15 protein-coding genes and 3 pseudogenes are annotated in these 15,036 nt (G+C 51.3%); 16 read left to right on the forward strand and 2 right to left on the reverse strand.

What is annotated here, in order from left to right; all coding sequences use genetic code 11:
* The first annotated feature begins 19 nt into the window (after positions 1-19).
* The 15 genes and pseudogenes from LA360_RS21005 to LA360_RS21080 all read left to right on the forward strand — a co-directional run.
* Positions 20-1,018 carry an ABC transporter ATP-binding protein gene (locus LA360_RS21005; RefSeq protein ID WP_002585717.1) on the forward strand — a complete coding sequence of 333 codons (999 nt, stop codon included), beginning with the start codon at positions 20-22 and terminating at the stop codon, positions 1,016-1,018.
* A gap of 3 nt (positions 1,019-1,021) precedes the next feature.
* The gene (locus tag LA360_RS21010) at positions 1,022-2,017 is read left to right on the forward strand and encodes an ABC transporter ATP-binding protein (RefSeq protein ID WP_089774396.1); all 996 of its coding nucleotides are present in this window, start codon (positions 1,022-1,024) and stop codon (positions 2,015-2,017) included.
* Positions 2,018-2,117: 100 nt separating this feature from the next.
* Positions 2,118-3,752: an ABC transporter substrate-binding protein gene (locus LA360_RS21015; protein WP_022201528.1), complete on the forward strand. Its 1,635-nt coding sequence runs from the start codon at positions 2,118-2,120 to the stop codon at positions 3,750-3,752.
* Between the two features lie 243 nt (positions 3,753-3,995).
* Positions 3,996-5,015: an ABC transporter permease gene (locus tag LA360_RS21020; RefSeq protein WP_112481545.1), complete on the forward strand. Its 1,020-nt coding sequence runs from the start codon at positions 3,996-3,998 to the stop codon at positions 5,013-5,015.
* The gene (locus LA360_RS21025; RefSeq protein ID WP_022201530.1) at positions 5,015-5,851 is read left to right on the forward strand and encodes an ABC transporter permease; all 837 of its coding nucleotides are present in this window, start codon (positions 5,015-5,017) and stop codon (positions 5,849-5,851) included. Before LA360_RS21020 ends, LA360_RS21025 begins: the two co-directional genes overlap by 1 nt.
* A 17-nt stretch (positions 5,852-5,868) precedes the next feature.
* Positions 5,869-6,945 carry a M24 family metallopeptidase gene (locus LA360_RS21030; RefSeq protein ID WP_022201531.1) on the forward strand — a complete coding sequence of 359 codons (1,077 nt, stop codon included), beginning with the start codon at positions 5,869-5,871 and terminating at the stop codon, positions 6,943-6,945.
* A gap of 26 nt (positions 6,946-6,971) precedes the next feature.
* On the forward strand, positions 6,972-7,559 hold the full coding sequence (locus LA360_RS21035) for a peptidylprolyl isomerase (RefSeq protein WP_022201532.1): 588 nt from the start codon (positions 6,972-6,974) through the stop codon (positions 7,557-7,559).
* 278 nt (positions 7,560-7,837) lie between these two features.
* Complete coding sequence (gene rpmE, locus LA360_RS21040) at positions 7,838-8,044, forward strand: 50S ribosomal protein L31 (RefSeq protein ID WP_002568352.1); 207 nt, start codon at positions 7,838-7,840, stop codon at positions 8,042-8,044.
* 24 nt (positions 8,045-8,068) lie between these two features.
* Complete coding sequence (locus LA360_RS21045; protein ID WP_170321106.1) at positions 8,069-9,193, forward strand: DUF1385 domain-containing protein; 1,125 nt, start codon at positions 8,069-8,071, stop codon at positions 9,191-9,193.
* On the forward strand, positions 9,147-10,010 hold the full coding sequence (gene prmC / locus LA360_RS21050) for a peptide chain release factor N(5)-glutamine methyltransferase (protein WP_022201534.1): 864 nt from the start codon (positions 9,147-9,149) through the stop codon (positions 10,008-10,010). The genes LA360_RS21045 and prmC overlap by 47 nt, the downstream gene beginning before the upstream one ends.
* Before the next feature lie 130 nt (positions 10,011-10,140).
* Positions 10,141-11,214, forward strand: coding sequence for a peptide chain release factor 1 (gene prfA, locus LA360_RS21055; RefSeq protein WP_002585727.1), 1,074 nt, complete (start codon positions 10,141-10,143; stop codon positions 11,212-11,214).
* 326 nt (positions 11,215-11,540) lie between these two features.
* The gene (locus tag LA360_RS21060; protein WP_022201535.1) at positions 11,541-11,873 is read left to right on the forward strand and encodes a hypothetical protein; all 333 of its coding nucleotides are present in this window, start codon (positions 11,541-11,543) and stop codon (positions 11,871-11,873) included.
* On the forward strand, positions 11,870-12,130 hold the full coding sequence (locus LA360_RS21065) for a hypothetical protein (RefSeq protein ID WP_022201536.1): 261 nt from the start codon (positions 11,870-11,872) through the stop codon (positions 12,128-12,130). The genes LA360_RS21060 and LA360_RS21065 overlap by 4 nt, the downstream gene beginning before the upstream one ends.
* A 348-nt stretch (positions 12,131-12,478) precedes the next feature.
* Positions 12,479-12,613 (forward strand): annotated as a pseudogene (locus tag LA360_RS21075) (RNA polymerase subunit sigma); the annotation flags it as partial.
* A pseudogene (locus LA360_RS21080) lies at positions 12,610-12,870 on the forward strand (zf-HC2 domain-containing protein); the annotation flags it as partial. The pseudogenes LA360_RS21075 and LA360_RS21080, both read left to right, overlap by 4 nt.
* A gap of 26 nt (positions 12,871-12,896) precedes the next feature.
* Here LA360_RS21080 and LA360_RS21085 read toward each other — a convergent pair.
* Together LA360_RS21085 and LA360_RS21090 are read right to left on the reverse strand one after the other, a co-directional pair.
* Entirely contained in the window at positions 12,897-13,682 is a 786-nt protein-coding gene (locus LA360_RS21085; protein ID WP_112481403.1) for a transposase, read from the reverse strand.
* Positions 13,652-14,146 (reverse strand): helix-turn-helix domain-containing protein, encoded by a 495-nt coding sequence (locus LA360_RS21090; protein WP_089776580.1) that lies wholly within the window; start codon positions 14,144-14,146, stop codon positions 13,652-13,654. The genes LA360_RS21085 and LA360_RS21090 overlap by 31 nt, the downstream gene beginning before the upstream one ends.
* Positions 14,147-14,238: 92 nt before the next feature.
* On the opposite strand from LA360_RS21090, the pseudogene LA360_RS21095 reads away from it, so the two are divergent.
* Positions 14,239-14,964, forward strand: a pseudogene (locus LA360_RS21095) (DUF4825 domain-containing protein); the annotation flags it as partial.
* Positions 14,965-15,036 lie beyond the last annotated feature (72 nt).

Genomic DNA, 15,036 nt, shown 5'->3' on the forward strand with positions numbered 1-15,036 from the left:
AAAACAAAGGGCGGATAAAATGACACAGACAGATATCATATTGGAAGTAAAAGATTTATGTGTGGAATTCAGGACAGCGGAAGGCACCGTTCAGGCGGTGGACCATCTGAGTTATGTATTACATAAGGGTGAAAAGCTGGGTATCGTGGGAGAGAGCGGAAGCGGCAAGAGTGTTTCCTCTCTTGGAATGATGCAGCTGATTCCCAACCCTCCGGGACAGATTACAGGAGGGGAGATTTTGTATCTCGGAAGGGATTTGGTGAAGACCTCTGAGCGGGATATGCAGAAAATCAGGGGAAATGAGATTTCCATGATTTTTCAGGAACCAATGACCTCCTTAAATCCCATTATCAAGTGCGGAAAACAGATTGCGGAATCCCTGCGCCTGCACCGGGGCATGAAGAAAAAGGAAGCCATGGAGGAAGCCATCCGCATGATGAGGGCAGTGGGAATCGCCAATCCTGAGGTAAGGGCCCACGAGTATCCCCACCAGATGTCGGGTGGAATGAGGCAGCGTGTGATGATAGCCATGGCTTTGGCCTGCCAGCCCCAGATTCTGATTGCGGATGAGCCGACCACGGCTCTGGATGTGACCATCCAGGCCCAGATTCTGGATTTGATTCGCGAGATGAATGAGGAGCTTCATTCCTCGGTCCTGTTCATTACTCATGATTTGGGAGTGGTAAGCGAGCTGTGCGATACGGTCATTGTCATGTATACGGGTCATATCGTGGAGCAGGCACCGGCCGGGGAACTGTTCAGGGATCCCAAGCATCCCTATACCATCGGCCTTTTAAATGCCATACCGGTCATCACAAAGGACAGGAAGCCGTTGTCCGCCATAGAGGGCATGGTGCCTAATCCCACGGAGCGGATTAAGGGGTGCAGCTTCTGGCCCAGATGTCCCCATGCCACAGAGCGGTGCAGGACAGTCAGCCCGCCCATGAAGCGGCTTTCAGAGGAGCGGAAGGTCCGCTGCTGGCTGTTTGAAGACCAGGCCGCGGGGAAGGAGGCTTAATGTATGGCGCAGAATCCGAACAGAGACATAAACGAAGACAAGAGCAATAGGGAAGTGCTGGTTAAGGCCGACCATGTAAAGGTATATTTTAAGGGAAAGGATAAGAAGTCCGGGACCGTGAAGGCAGTGGACGACGTAAGCTTCCACATCATGAAGGGGGAGACCTTTGGCGTGGTGGGGGAGAGCGGCTGCGGCAAGAGTACCCTGGGCAGGGCCCTTGTCCGCCTCTTAAAACCAACAGAGGGCCACATTTATATGGGCGGAACGGACATAGCAGGGCTAAAGGGAGCAGATTTAAAGAAAATGCGCAGGAAGGTCCAGATTATATTCCAGGACCCGTCCGCCTGCCTGAATCCCAGGCGAACTGTCCGCCAGATTCTGATGGAACCCTTTGAGATACACGGGATGAAGGGGAAGATGGATGTGGAAGCCTGCATTATGAAGCTCCTTAACCTGGTGGGAATGGATTTGTACTGCCTGAGCAGGTATCCCCATGAGCTGTCAGGAGGACAGAAGCAGCGTATCGGCATAGCCAGAGCGCTGGCCCTGGAGCCGGACATTATCATCTGCGATGAGGCTGTATCGGCACTGGACGTATCGGTCCAGGCCCAGGTGCTGAACCTGCTTCAGGAGTTAAAGGAAAAGCTGGGGCTGACCTATTTCTTCATTTCCCATAATCTGAACGTGGTCTACCAGGTCAGCGACCGGGTGGGCGTCATGTATCTGGGAAATATGGTGGAGATTGCAGATTATGATAAGCTGTATGAAAAGCGTTACCATCCTTATACCGAGGCATTGCTGTCAGCCATTCCCCAGGTGGACCAGAATGTGAAAACAGAGCGCATCCATCTGGAGGGGGAGGTGCCCAGTCCCTCGGATCCGCCCTCCGGCTGCCGGTTCCACACACGCTGTCCCAAGGCCTGTGACAGGTGCCGCAGGGAAGTACCTGAATTAAAGAAAGTGGCGGAGGGGCATTTTGTGGCCTGCCATCTTTATTAGAGCGGCCTTTGCTTAAGGAAACACTGCACCAGAAAAAATATTGCAATATGGAGACACTGCCAGAATACTGGCATCTCAATAAACCTAGAGGAGGTCTATTATGAAAAAGAAGTTATTGACTGCTGCTCTGTGCCTTGCGGTTTCACTTGCCTGCAGCGCGTGCGGAGGCAATGGCGCGGACGGCACATCGGCCGGCAAGACAGACGCCGCTGCTGAGGGGGCTTCACAGGCAGCCGGCTCCAATACGGTTGTGGTAGCCATGGGCTCCGGATTTTCCACCCTGGACCCGGGGTATGTATATGAGAAGTATCCGCCTCTCATTGTCAATGCCTGCTACGAGAACCTGTTTAAGTTCTACAGCAATGACAGCGCGCCGGAGCCTTGTCTGGCTGATACCTATGAATTCTCAGAGGACGGCCTGACACTGACGGTAAAGCTGAAACAGGATGTGACATTTGCCAGCGGCAATCCCATGACCAGCGCGGATGTTCTTTTCAGCATCAACCGCTGCAAGAACCTTCAGGGAAATCCATCCTTTATCTGTGATACCATTGAGAGCATGGAAGCGCCTGATGATTACACGGTGGTGTTCCATCTGACCCAGGCTGACAGTGCCATTCTGTCCAAGCTGACCTACAGCTCCACGGCTGTTCTGGACAGCGCGGTTGTGAAGGAGCACGGCGGCACGGATGCAGAGGATGCATCGTCCACTGACACAGCCCAGTCCTATCTGGATACAGCCAGCGCAGGTTCCGGCATGTATGTGATGACCAGCTATATTCCGGACCAGGAAGTGGTTTTGGAAAAGAATCCTAACTATTGGGGAGAAGCTACCAATGTTGACAAGTACATCATCAAGATACAGCCTGATGCAAACACACAGATGATGACACTGTCCGGCGGAGATATTGATGTGGCTATGAACATGACAGACGACACCATGTCCGAGCTGGAAGGCGCTGAGAATATTTCCATTATCAACGGAGCAACCAAGACAGTTGGATTTGTGATGATGAACATGGATGAAGCCTACGGCGGCCCTGTGTCCAATCCCCAGGTTCAGAACGCCATCCGCAGGGCCCTGGATTACACCGGCATCCAGACTATCTGCGGCAGCGGCACCATCACTCCTTATGATATCATCCAGGTGGGATTCATGGGAAGCAAGGGCGAGAGACCGGCTGACTATACGAATCTGGAAGAAGCTAAGGCACTTCTGGCAGAGGCAGGATACCCGGATGGATTTGATGTGGATCTGACTGTGACAGATCTGGATATGGAGGGAATCCTACTGACAGACCTGGCCCAGAAGATAACGGATGACCTGTCACAGGTGGGAATCAATGTGAATATCGTATCTCAGCCATGGGCGGCGGGATACGGCGATGCTTACCGCGACGGAACCCTGGGCTTTACGGTTATGTACTGGGGAACTGATTATAACGACCCCAACGTGCAGCTGGAATTCCTTCCGGGCGGCGTAGTCGGAAAGAGGGCAGGTTGGAGTGCCGACATGGATCCGGAGCTTGCGGCCATGTATGAAAAAACCATGTCTGCAACGGACAATGACGCGCGTATCGCTGTTCTGGAGGAAATCCAGGATGCAATGTACGAGAATGGGCCCTTTATCATGGCGGCACAGGCTCCGTCCCATATCGGCTATAACACCAGGCTGGAGGGAGTGGCCATATCGGACCCCTATGCTCTGGATCTGACTTTGATTCATGTGAAGTAATGATTTTATATACGGAGCTGTTTTGCGGGCAGGCAGATATCTTCCTGCCCGCTGGCTCCGTAATCTGTACTGTACTGCGCAGGCCCGGGCGCGGACAGGAGCTTAAGCGGCGGCAGGTATTGCCGTGAACGTCCATCCAAGGGGGATACCGTTGACGGGAATATCTGTATGAGACTGGATTTTAACATAAGCTTGTATTTTATATTAAGTATGGATTGAAACATAAGAAAAGAGAGGTATCGTATGGAACAGCTGAAATTTATAGGAAAAAGACTGGTGTATCTGGTAGTCATGCTGTTTGGCGTCGCCACCCTGGTTTTCATACTGACCAAAATGATACCGGGAGACCCCACCGTGGCAAACTTGAGCCAGAGAGCCCTTAACGACCCGGAAATCGTGGCTGCCTACAGGGCGAAATACGGCCTGGACCAGCCTTTGCCCGTGCAGTACATCCTGTACATGAAGAATCTTCTGCAGTTTGACCTGGGAACTTCCATGCGCACAAACAAACCTGTGCTGTCAGAGCTGGCCAGGTGTTATCCGGCCACCATTGAACTGGCTTTGTTTGCCATTGTGATTGCTGCCATATTGGGGGTCCTGTTCGGCATTATATCCGCCATCAGGCGCAACAGCATCCTGGACCAGACGGTCCGGGCCATATCTGTTACAGGTGTCAGCATTCCCAGTTTCTGGTTTGCGCTGCTGGTATTGTATTTCTTCTATTACAAGCTGAAGCTGCTGCCGGGGCCCGGCCGCCTGAGCAACGCCTTTACGGCGCCGGCTACGGTCACGGGCATGTATGTCATTGACAGCCTTCTGGAGGGAAATATTCCCAAGGCATTGGACGCGGTCAGCCACCTGATTCTTCCCGGAACCGTGCTTGCGGCATTTACCATGGGTCTGATTACCAGGACAGCCCGTTCCAACCTTCTGGACGTCATGTCCACGGACTATATCCGTACGGCAAAGGCCAAGGGACTGTCAAGACCGGGGCTGATTATCCGCCATGCCCTGGGCAATGCCCTGATTCCCGTGCTCACTGTCATCGGCCTGGGCCTGGGCAACCTGCTGGGCGGCATGGTGCTGGTGGAAACCATTTTCAACTGGCCGGGTGTGGGGCAGTTTGCCTATGAATCCGTGCTTTCTGTGGATTTTCCCTCCATCATCGGGGTGGCCCTTCTGATTGCCTTAAATTACATGGTCATCAATACAGTGGTGGATATTTTATACGGAATCATTGACCCGAGAGTGAGGTGCAGCTGATGGTACAGTCTTTAAAAAGGTTATTTAAATCCAATTACCTGTTCACGCTGGGCGTGATAATCTGCCTGGCGTGGATTGCGGCGGCCATCCTGGCGCCGGCGCTGGCTCCCTATGACCCTATTGTGCAGGACCTGGGGCAGCGGTTAAAGGCTCCGTCTCCGGAGCACTGGTTCGGCACGGACAATTTTGGCAGGGACATTTTCAGCCGGGTGCTCTACGGAGGCAGGTATTCCCTGCTGGCAGGCTGTCTCACCGTGGTCATAGCAGGCTTCATCGGCACGTTTTACGGAGCCATAGCAGGCTATGTGGGCGGTTTGGTGGACAATGCAATGATGCGTTTTTCAGAAATGATTTTGTCCTTCCCCTCCCTGATTCTGGCAATGATTATCAATGCGGTTATGGGTTCCAACCTGTTCAACACCATGTTTGCCCTGATTGTGGTGGCATGGCCCACCTATGCCCGTATGATGCGGAGCGTGGTGCTGAGTGTAAAGGAAAATGAATATGTGGCGGCTTCCGAGGTTCTGGGCGCCTCCAAAATCCGGATCCTGATGAAGGAAGTCATTCCCAACAGCATCAGTTCGGTTCTGATTATGGCTACCACGGACATCGGAAACCAGATTCTGATGTTCTCTACCTTAAGCTTTCTGGGACTGGGATCTGCGCCGCCCACGCCGGAGTGGGGCATGATGGTTTCAGATGGAGCTGACTATTTCAATAAGTTCTGGGTGGCTGGTTTTCCGGGACTGGCAATCTTCACAATGGCTGTAGGCGCTAATTTCATTGGCGACGGCCTTAGGGATTTGCTGGACCCCAAGCTGAGAAAGCAGTTTTAGAAGAGGAGGATGTTATCATGAAGCAGAAGAGAGTGGAGCGTATCATGGAAGCCCTGAAGGAGATGGAACTGACACAGATGCTGATTGTGGATCCCATGTCCATTTATTATCTCACAGGCGTGTATGTGGAGCCCTTTGAACGGTTTTATTCCCTTTATCTGAGGGAGGACGGAAATCATGTGTATTTCCTGAATAAGCTGTTTACCGTGCCTGAGGATGTGGGTGTTGAGAAGGTCTGGTATTCGGATACAGACCCGGCGGCGGAGATCGTGGCAGGCTATCTGGATAAGGAAAACCCGCTGGGCGTTGATAAGGATTTAAAGGCGCGGTTTCTGCTGCCCCTCATGGAGATGGGGGCTGCCGCTGGCTTTGTGAATTCCTCCATTGCCGTGGACAGGACAAGGGGCGTGAAGGATGAGGAGGAGCAGGATAAGATGCGCGCTGCCTCCGGCATCAATGACAGGGCCATGGCGGAGTTTAAGAAGCTGATTCATGAAGGCGTCACGGAGCGGCAGGTTGCGGACCAGATGCTTAAGATATATATGGACCTGGGAGCGGACGGATTTTCCTTTGAGCCGCTGGTGGCCTTTGGCGCCAACGCGGCGGACCCTCATCACGGACCGGACGGCACCGTCATAAGGCCGGGCGACTCAGTGCTCTTTGATGTGGGCTGTATCAAAGACGGGTATTGTTCCGATATGACCCGTACCTTTTATTTCCAGAAAGCCAGTGACGAGCACCGCCGTATTTATGAGATTGTCCGCAGCGCCAATGAGACAGCTATCTCAAAGATACGACCGGGTGTTCCGCTGTGCGAGCTGGACGGGGCGGCCAGGGACCTGATTGCTGAGCAGGGATACGGACCTTTCTTTACCCACAGGCTGGGGCATTTTATCGGTCTGGGAGAGCATGAGTTCGGAGACGTGTCCTCTGTGAATACCCAGAAAGCAGAGCCGGGAATGATATTCTCCATTGAACCGGGAATCTATCTGCCCGGGGATACAGGTGTCCGTGTGGAGGATCTGGTGCTGGTGACAGAAGATGGATGTGAGGCGCTTAACCACTATTCCAAGGAATTTGAGATAATCGGTTAACCGGTAAACGGCTAACAGGAGGATATATGAATCCAATCGCGACATTACATATGGCCAACGGCAGGAAAATTGTCATAGAGCTTTTGCCGGAGTCAGCGCCCAATACAGTGAACAGCTTTATCTATACAGCCTCCAGGGGATACCTGGACCACCATGCCATTGAGCGGATTGTGCCCGGAAACTGGGTGGACGTCAGCTACACGGCCTTTGGAAAGAAGGAATGCCGGTATCTGATACCCAATGAGTTTGAGCTGAACCCGGATGTGGAGCCCCTGGACTCCCATCCCGGATCCGTGTGCATGGGCGGCTACGGCGAGGCAGGGCTGGCCGGCTGCGAGTTTTTCTTTCCGCTGAGAGACTGTCCGGACCACAAGGGTATTTATCCTGTGTTCGGCCGTGTTCTGGAGGGAATGGACGAGGTCTGCAGGCTGGAAAAGGTAGAGACAGTGCCTGTGACGGATTTCCCCATAGAAGGTGTGGAGGTCAACCGTCCGGTGAGGCCGGAAATCATTGAACGGGTGGAGCTGGAACTTTACGGCGCGGTTTATCCGGAGCCGGTGAGGGTCCGGGAGCCGGAGCTTCCGGAATGCTGGAAGGATGAAGCGGCTGAGTGACAGGTTCTGGGGACCACTGTAATTTGTCCACATTTTCAAAAAAATATCTTGCAAGTCCCGGGGTTCTATGATATACTATGTAAGCTGTCTGAATTGACGGCAGTTTTAGCGTTCGCGTGAGTCAGAACCTTACGGTGAGGGCGCGTTTAACTTAGTTATTGCTGATATCTGTGCGTTCTTGTGACGGCATACGGCCGGCTGCCTGTAATGTACAGAGACAGATTGGCATACACAGGCCGCGGTCGGAAACCGCAAATAATATCAGAGAGGTGAAAATCATGAAAGAAGGAATCCATCCAAGCTATTACCAGGCAAAGGTTGTCTGCAACTGTGGTAATGAGTTCGTAACAGGTTCAACAAAGCAGGACATCCACGTTGAGGTTTGTTCCAAGTGCCATTCATTCTACACCGGACAGCAGAAGGCTGCTCAGGCTCGTGGACGTATTGATAAGTTCAATCGTAAATATGGCATGAATGCTAACTAATAAGCAAAGAGATGAGGGTTGAGCTTGGGAGCAGGCTCAGCCCTTTCTGAATTCATGGGAAATCATGGAAAGAGGGTTTCTTTTTCGTACAAGAGAAAGGTTAAAGGAATGAAATATTCAGGAATTGGTGGTCAGGCCGTAATCGAGGGCATCATGATGCAGAACGGCAATGACTACGCCATTGCGGTCCGCAAGCCGGACGGGGATATTGAGGTGAAAAAGGATACCTATTTTAGTATGACCAAGAAGCATAAAATGTTAGGTCTTCCCTTTGTCAGAGGTATTTTCAGTTTTATAGATTCCATGGTAGTGGGCATGAGGGCCCTCACCTGGTCCTGCAGTTTTTTTGAGGACGATGAGGAGGCAGAGCCCGGTAAACTTGAGGCGTGGCTGGATAAGGTCTTTAGCGAGAAGCTGGAGAGCGCTCTCATGACAGTGGTTATGATATTTTCCTTTGTTATGGCAATTGGTATTTTCATGGTGCTTCCCCTGTTTATTGCCAATATATGCAGAGGCTTCATCCATTCCGATACGGTGATGGCCATACTGGAGGGCGTAATACGAATCGTCATCTTCATAGCCTATATCAAGATGGTTTCCCGTATGGAGGATATCAAGAGGACCTTTATGTACCACGGTTCCGAGCATAAGTGCATTAACTGTATTGAGCACGGGCTGGAGCTTACCGTGGACAATGTGAGGGGAAGCTCCAAGGAACATAAACGGTGCGGAACCAGCTTCATTATGATTGTCATGGTCATAAGCATCCTGTTTTTCATGGTCATCCGGGTGGATACGGTCTGGCTGCGCGTGGTGAGCCGGATTGTGCTGATACCTGTGATCGCAGGCGTGTCCTATGAGTTTCTGCGTTTTGCGGGACGCCATGATTCCAGGCTGGTGAATGTGCTCAGCCGCCCCGGCATGTGGATGCAGGGACTGACTACCACGGAGCCGGATGACAGCATGATAGAGGTGGCCATCGCGGCAGTGGAGACTGTGTTTGACTGGCGTGCTTACCTGGATGAGAATTTTCCGGGATGGCAGGAAGGCGGTCGCCGTAATGACGATGACAACGGCAATGACAGTGAAGGAGCAGTAAAACATGACCATGCAGCAGCTGCTGTGGCAGGGTGTTCAGGAACTGAATAAGGCCGGGGTGCCGGACCCGGAGCTGGATGCCAGGTATCTGCTTCTGGAGGTGTTCCATTTGAACCTGGCATCCTTCCTGGCCATGAAGGGCAGGGAGTTGGAGAAGGATGAGGAGACAGAGGGAAAATGCCGGGAATTTAGGAGGCTCATAGAAATCAGGGCCGGCCGGACCCCTCTCCAGCATCTGACCGGGACGCAGGAGTTCATGGGTTTTGAGTTCCTTGTAAATGAACATGTGCTGATACCAAGGCAGGACACGGAGACACTGGTGGAGCTGGTCCTGGAGGAACAGAAGGACAGGGAAAAGCGTATACTGGACATGTGTACTGGTTCCGGGTGCATTGCCATCAGTCTGGCTCTTAAGGGCAGATACCGACATGTGTCGGCCCTGGATGTGTCGGCTGAGGCCCTTATGGTGGCAGGCAGAAACCGGGACAGGCTTTTAGGCGGATATGAGGGCAAGTTTGAATTGTTTGAGAGCAATATGTTCTGTGGTCTGGAGACGGGGAGGACCTTTGATGTCATTGTCTCAAACCCGCCTTATATTCCCAGCCGGGTCATAGAGGGCCTTGATCCTGAGGTGAGGGACCATGAGCCCAGGATTGCCCTGGACGGAAGCTCGGACGGGCTGACATTTTACCGCATACTGGCTGAAGAGGCCCGGAATCATCTGGCGGAGGGCGGAAGTATCTATATGGAAATTGGATATGACCAGTCAGAGGCAGTGGAAGGATTGTTCAGGTCCGGGGGATACAGGGACGTGAGGACGTTTAAGGATTTGGCAGGACAGGACCGGGTGGTGAGAGCCGGGGCGTGAGGTCTGGATTTAAAGTTCGGACTTAAATGTCTGATGGGGACTGTCCGGGATGCCGGATTTGGAGAGAACACAGGGTAACAGGATAATGTAGTGGTTGTAATTGGAATAATCGCAGGAGCAGGAGATAGATATGTTTGATAAGCTGGACGATATGTTGATTCATTATGAAGAACTGATGCTTATGCTGGGTGATCCGGATGTGACCCAGGATACCAAGCGTTTTACCAGGCTCATGAAGGAGCAGGCTGACCTGGCTCCTATTGTGGAAGCCTATAAGCAGTACAAGCAGGCGAAGCAGGACGTGGAGGACAGCCTGGCCCTTCTGGAGGAAGAGAACGACGAGGAGATGCGGGAGATGGCCAAGGAAGAGCTGTCCGGCGCCAGGAAACGGATTGAGGATCTGGAGCATGAGCTTAAGATTCTCCTGCTTCCAAAAGACCCTAACGACGATAAGAACATCATACTGGAAATACGGGCAGGCGCAGGCGGCGATGAGGCGGCTTTGTTTGCGGCTGAACTTTACCGCATGTATTCAAACTATGCGGACAGCCAGAGATGGAAGGTGGAGATTGTCAGCCTCAATGAAAACGGTATCGGCGGTTTCAAGGAAGTAGTTGCCATGGTTACCGGTAAGGGCGCATACTCCAAGCTTAAATATGAGAGCGGCGTGCACCGCGTCCAGCGTGTGCCTGAGACAGAATCCGGCGGCCGTATCCATACATCCACCGCCACTGTGGCGGTTATGCCTGAGGCCGAGGAAGTGGACGTGCAGATTGACATGAATGACTGCCGTATCGACGTTATGCGCGCATCGGGCAACGGCGGACAGTGCGTTAACACAACAGATTCCGCGGTTCGTCTGACCCATATCCCTACGGGAATCGTTATTTACAGCCAGACCGAGAAATCCCAGCTGCAGAACAAGGAGAAGGCATTCCGCCTGCTGCGTTCCAAGCTGTACGACATCGAGCTGGAAAAACGCCAGAGCTCAGAGGCAGAAGAGCGCCGCAGTCAGATTGGCACCGGCGACCGTTCTGAGAAGATACGTACTTACAACTTCCCTCAGGGCCGCGTGACGGACCACAGAATCAAACTGACACTGTATAAGATTGATTCTATTATGAATGGGGATATTCAGGAACTGCTGGATAATCTGATTGCGGCGGACCAGGCGGCAAAGCTGGCGAAGATGAACGAAATGTAGGGGAGCTGTCCCTGGAAAATAGTGAGTTGGGAAAATTGGCAGTTGAGATAAGAAATGGTGTCCGGAATTGGCGTTAATGGCTGATGCCGGGCACTTTTTTTGAAAAATTTTGGTGAGATTGCGGAGCGGGAAAGAGAAACTATCTACGAAAACGTGTTGAGTCTGCCCGAAGAAAATAGTATACTTGTGATAACGTGTGGAATGTGGCAGGCGGGTGAAATTTAAAGATATTTCGTAAGTTCAGGATATCGCAAAATTATGATTTGTCCCATTAAAAAACAGCCTACGGGACGAAATATTTTATATTGGTATATTGAGGTACCTGCATGATATTCTGGCAGGGAAAGGAGAGGCGCTATGAATGGGTATCTGATTTTTTAAAAGGTTTAACTGTGTTCGGTTTGGCATTTTCTATTTCCGTTTCAGCTGTTCCACTGTTCAGCTATCCGGTATCGGCAGCCCAGGACGGGGACGGTTCCGGGAAGGATAATTTTCAGGAGAGAATCTATACCTTTAAGGAGATACATGAAATGGCGGATTACAGCGGTCTTTGCGCTCTGCCTGACGGCCAGGAATATGAGATTTTTTACTGCGGTCAGAGGGGGATGGGTTTTCCGCCAGGAATTCGGTCCACGGCGGCACCTGGTACCTTAATATGAAGGAGGGCTGCCAGCTGTCCTATGAGTTTCTGGCGGATAACGGCGAAAAGGAAGTGCGGGCGGACGGCGGAATATTTGAACCGCTTTACTATCAGGTTGACGTGGAGAAAACATCTTCTCCCAGCGAAGCCTTCCAGTTAAGGGGAAAGAATGGTAAGAAAATAGAGGTCCGGCGCAATTTCAAGATTACTTCCCTGGAGTATTGCCAAAAGGCAGCTGGGAGATCCTCTGAAATGGGATATTATTTACCAGCCTAATTCCGGTTCTGTAAAGAATCCAGACTTGATATATGAGGGGCAGATACTGGATATACCTAAGGGATGAGAGAAATTCTCATTTTGGAAGCACAGCATAAATCAAATTAACAGGCTCGAATCAAAGGACTCCAAATAACAGGATCCAACCAATAGGATTCATCCAATGAGGCTCCAGCAAATTAGGCTCCAGCAAATTAGGCTCCAGCCAATTATTACCCAGCCAGATACCAGGGGATATCATATCTTAGGTTCAGACTGGGTCTTTTTTCCCCAGACGCGAATGAGGAGGAAATGCGTATATGGATTCCATGGAAGAGATTTATAAGAAACACGGAAAAATGATATATGGTTATGTACCTCAGTCTGGTGGGAAACCTTACCTTTGGGCAGATTGGAGAAATCATGGGGCGCAGCGAGAACTGGGCAAGAGTAACCTATTACCGCGGGAAAGAGAGAGTCGTTAAGGAGGCAGGAAAAATATGAACCAAAGGATACCATGTGAAATTATTCGGGATTTAATGCCCATGTATGCGGACGGCCTGACGTCTGAAACAACGAACCGCGAAATCCGGGTCCATCTGGAGGAATGCGGCACCTGCAGGGAAATGTATGAGCGGATGAAAGCAGATATGGAAGGGGTATCCCAAACAGCAGGGAAGCCATCGGAAATTGATTATCTGAAGAAGGTGAGAAGGAGGAACGTGAGAAACGTGGTTCTGGGAGCCGCGGGGGTGTTCCTAGTACAGCATTGCTTAAATATCAGTGATTAAATTACTAATGGTATCCCGGCATATGTCCACTTAAATGGGTGTGCTGTAAGATTGTATTGTTCAATAAAGCGCAGGATGCTTGCTTCCAGTTCTTCTATTGATAGGTAGCTTTTCCGCTTCAGCAGCTTCCGGTTAATGATGCCAAACCATATCTCAATCTGGTTCATCCAGGAACTGTGTTTCGGAGTATAGACAAAGCGGATCCGGTGGGAAGGGTCATGCAGGAAATCCGCTCGGCTTTCCATACTTTTAAGGATCCCTGTTTTCCCTTTTTTGCCCAGTTCCACGCCAAGGGCACAGGCTTCTGCCACAAAGCGGACAAGGGCTTCCGATTTATGGGTGTTTAGGCCATCGCATATAAATGTCCATGGGGCTTGCGGGTCTGTCCCTACCAATGCTTTCACGGCTTCCACAAAATCCTCTTCTGTGCGTGTGGAGTTTAAATACGGCATTTCCATACGGCCCGTTGCAACATCAAAGAACCCGATGAGGCTGGTCGTGCCATGGCGGATATACTCAAACTCCATTTTGGCGCACTGGCCGGGTAATGGGAGCTTGTCAGGATATTTATGTTCCAGCGCTTGTACCCCGGTCATTTCATCCGTGGAAACAATGTGTGCACCTTCCCGGCTTTGTTCCTGGGCACTCTGGTACAGGCCGCAGATTTCGTTTACTTTCCGCGCAAAAGATTCCGGGGCTTCCGTCTTTTCCGAAGAATGAAGCCAGTAACGGATTTTGTGGGGATGTAAATCTACCTCATTTTTAAAAAACGGCTGACAGATTTCTCAGAAATCTGTTCAGCGATCCCCTGCTTTTTAATTTCTGCCACTAACAGCGGGAGACTCCACTGGCTTACTTCGTACCCAAAATCATTTGGGCTGCTGCAGGCAAGGTCGATGATCCGCATGATCTGGTCCGGCGTAAAAACAGACGGGGCACCGGGGCGTTTTTTATCGGACAGGACTGCCCGTATCTCATCTTCAAGCTTTTTCGGGTCGTCCATTTCAATCCTCCGCAAGGCTGGGAGCGCCGCGAGGAACCGACTGCGCCAGGTGGCAACATTATTATAATGAAGCCCGACCTGTGGTGCAATATTCTGGTTGAGTTCCCCCTGTGACGCAAGCAGGACAATGCTGGCTCTTTTGACCAGTCCTGACGGAAGGGAGCGGCTTTTTGAAAAAGCAGATAATATGTTTTTCATGGCATCAGATAAAACCGGGATAGTATCAATTGTTTTCCTTCGCATAATAACCCATCCATTCTTTAGTGATAGAATTATTATGCACCGACTACAATAAAAAAGCAACGTCTATTCATTATTATTTTGGCAATGCTGTACTAGTTATGGGGACTGTCCTTTTTATGAAGCTGTTTGTGATAGGATATCCTACGGAGTCCTATATGGTCACCTATACGGATGTCAATGGGGAACAGGTGAATGTGGGCGGAATCATGATTGATTCGGCTGCTGTTTACAGGGGATATAAGCTGGCGCAGGAGGATGGGGCAAAGAGGCTGGTCATCTATTCCTGTCTGCCGTCATTCTGGAACAGGAGCGGAACGTTTAACCTGGAACTTAGACTTCCCGGCGGGGGAAAGGATTTGTATATTCAGGGCATTACAATTAAGAGCAGCGGAACCGTGGTCAGCAGCCTGGCCAATGAACTGTACAGGGCCAGGAATCCATATATAGGCGATGCCTCGGCAGACGGAAGGCTCTCAGGCACATTGGGGATATCAAGGGAACTGGGAAGTTTTAAGAATGAACTGCAGACCTCCGTAGAGCCCTGCGGCTGGACGCTTAACTTTGAGGAGAGCACGCCTAATTCAGCCGTATTTGAGGAGCGTATGAAAGCGTATGCCTGTGTGCTGATTGCCCTGACCGATAACCTGGGGCAGGTTAGCTGGAACTATACCGTGGAGCTGGAACAGGGGCCTGTCTGGCGGCATGGCACCATTACGGAGGAGGAGTGCGGGAAAATGGCCGGAGCTCCTGTGAAAACATTTGCAGACAGCCCTGAGGGGATTGAACAGCTGATTGAACGGATGGGAATCGGGCAGTGAGAGGGAAACGGCCAGGAATATACCGGCCATATAAAATTTCCTGTTATGGGTCTGGCTATTGGGGGCGTGATT

The sequence above is a fragment of the Enterocloster clostridioformis genome, assembly GCF_020297485.1.
Taxonomy (GTDB): domain Bacteria; phylum Bacillota; class Clostridia; order Lachnospirales; family Lachnospiraceae; genus Enterocloster; species Enterocloster clostridioformis.

Excerpts from the sequence above, each read along its gene's own strand:
- LA360_RS21005 (WP_002585717.1), top strand. The coding sequence starts at position 20 with ATGACACAGACAGATATCATATTGGAAGTAAAAGATTTATGTGTGGAA.
- LA360_RS21010 (WP_089774396.1), top strand. The coding sequence starts at position 1,022 with ATGGCGCAGAATCCGAACAGAGACATAAACGAAGACAAGAGCAATAGG.
- LA360_RS21015 (WP_022201528.1), top strand. The coding sequence starts at position 2,118 with ATGAAAAAGAAGTTATTGACTGCTGCTCTGTGCCTTGCGGTTTCACTT.
- LA360_RS21020 (WP_112481545.1), top strand. The coding sequence starts at position 3,996 with ATGGAACAGCTGAAATTTATAGGAAAAAGACTGGTGTATCTGGTAGTC.
- LA360_RS21025 (WP_022201530.1), top strand. The coding sequence starts at position 5,015 with ATGGTACAGTCTTTAAAAAGGTTATTTAAATCCAATTACCTGTTCACG.
- LA360_RS21030 (WP_022201531.1), top strand. The coding sequence starts at position 5,869 with ATGAAGCAGAAGAGAGTGGAGCGTATCATGGAAGCCCTGAAGGAGATG.
- LA360_RS21035 (WP_022201532.1), top strand. The coding sequence starts at position 6,972 with ATGAATCCAATCGCGACATTACATATGGCCAACGGCAGGAAAATTGTC.
- rpmE (WP_002568352.1), top strand. The coding sequence starts at position 7,838 with ATGAAAGAAGGAATCCATCCAAGCTATTACCAGGCAAAGGTTGTCTGC.
- prmC (WP_022201534.1), top strand. The coding sequence starts at position 9,147 with ATGACCATGCAGCAGCTGCTGTGGCAGGGTGTTCAGGAACTGAATAAG.
- prfA (WP_002585727.1), top strand. The coding sequence starts at position 10,141 with ATGTTTGATAAGCTGGACGATATGTTGATTCATTATGAAGAACTGATG.
- LA360_RS21060 (WP_022201535.1), top strand. The coding sequence starts at position 11,541 with ATGATATTCTGGCAGGGAAAGGAGAGGCGCTATGAATGGGTATCTGAT.
- LA360_RS21065 (WP_022201536.1), top strand. The coding sequence starts at position 11,870 with ATGAAGGAGGGCTGCCAGCTGTCCTATGAGTTTCTGGCGGATAACGGC.
- LA360_RS21090 (WP_089776580.1), bottom strand. The coding sequence starts at position 14,146 with ATGCGAAGGAAAACAATTGATACTATCCCGGTTTTATCTGATGCCATG.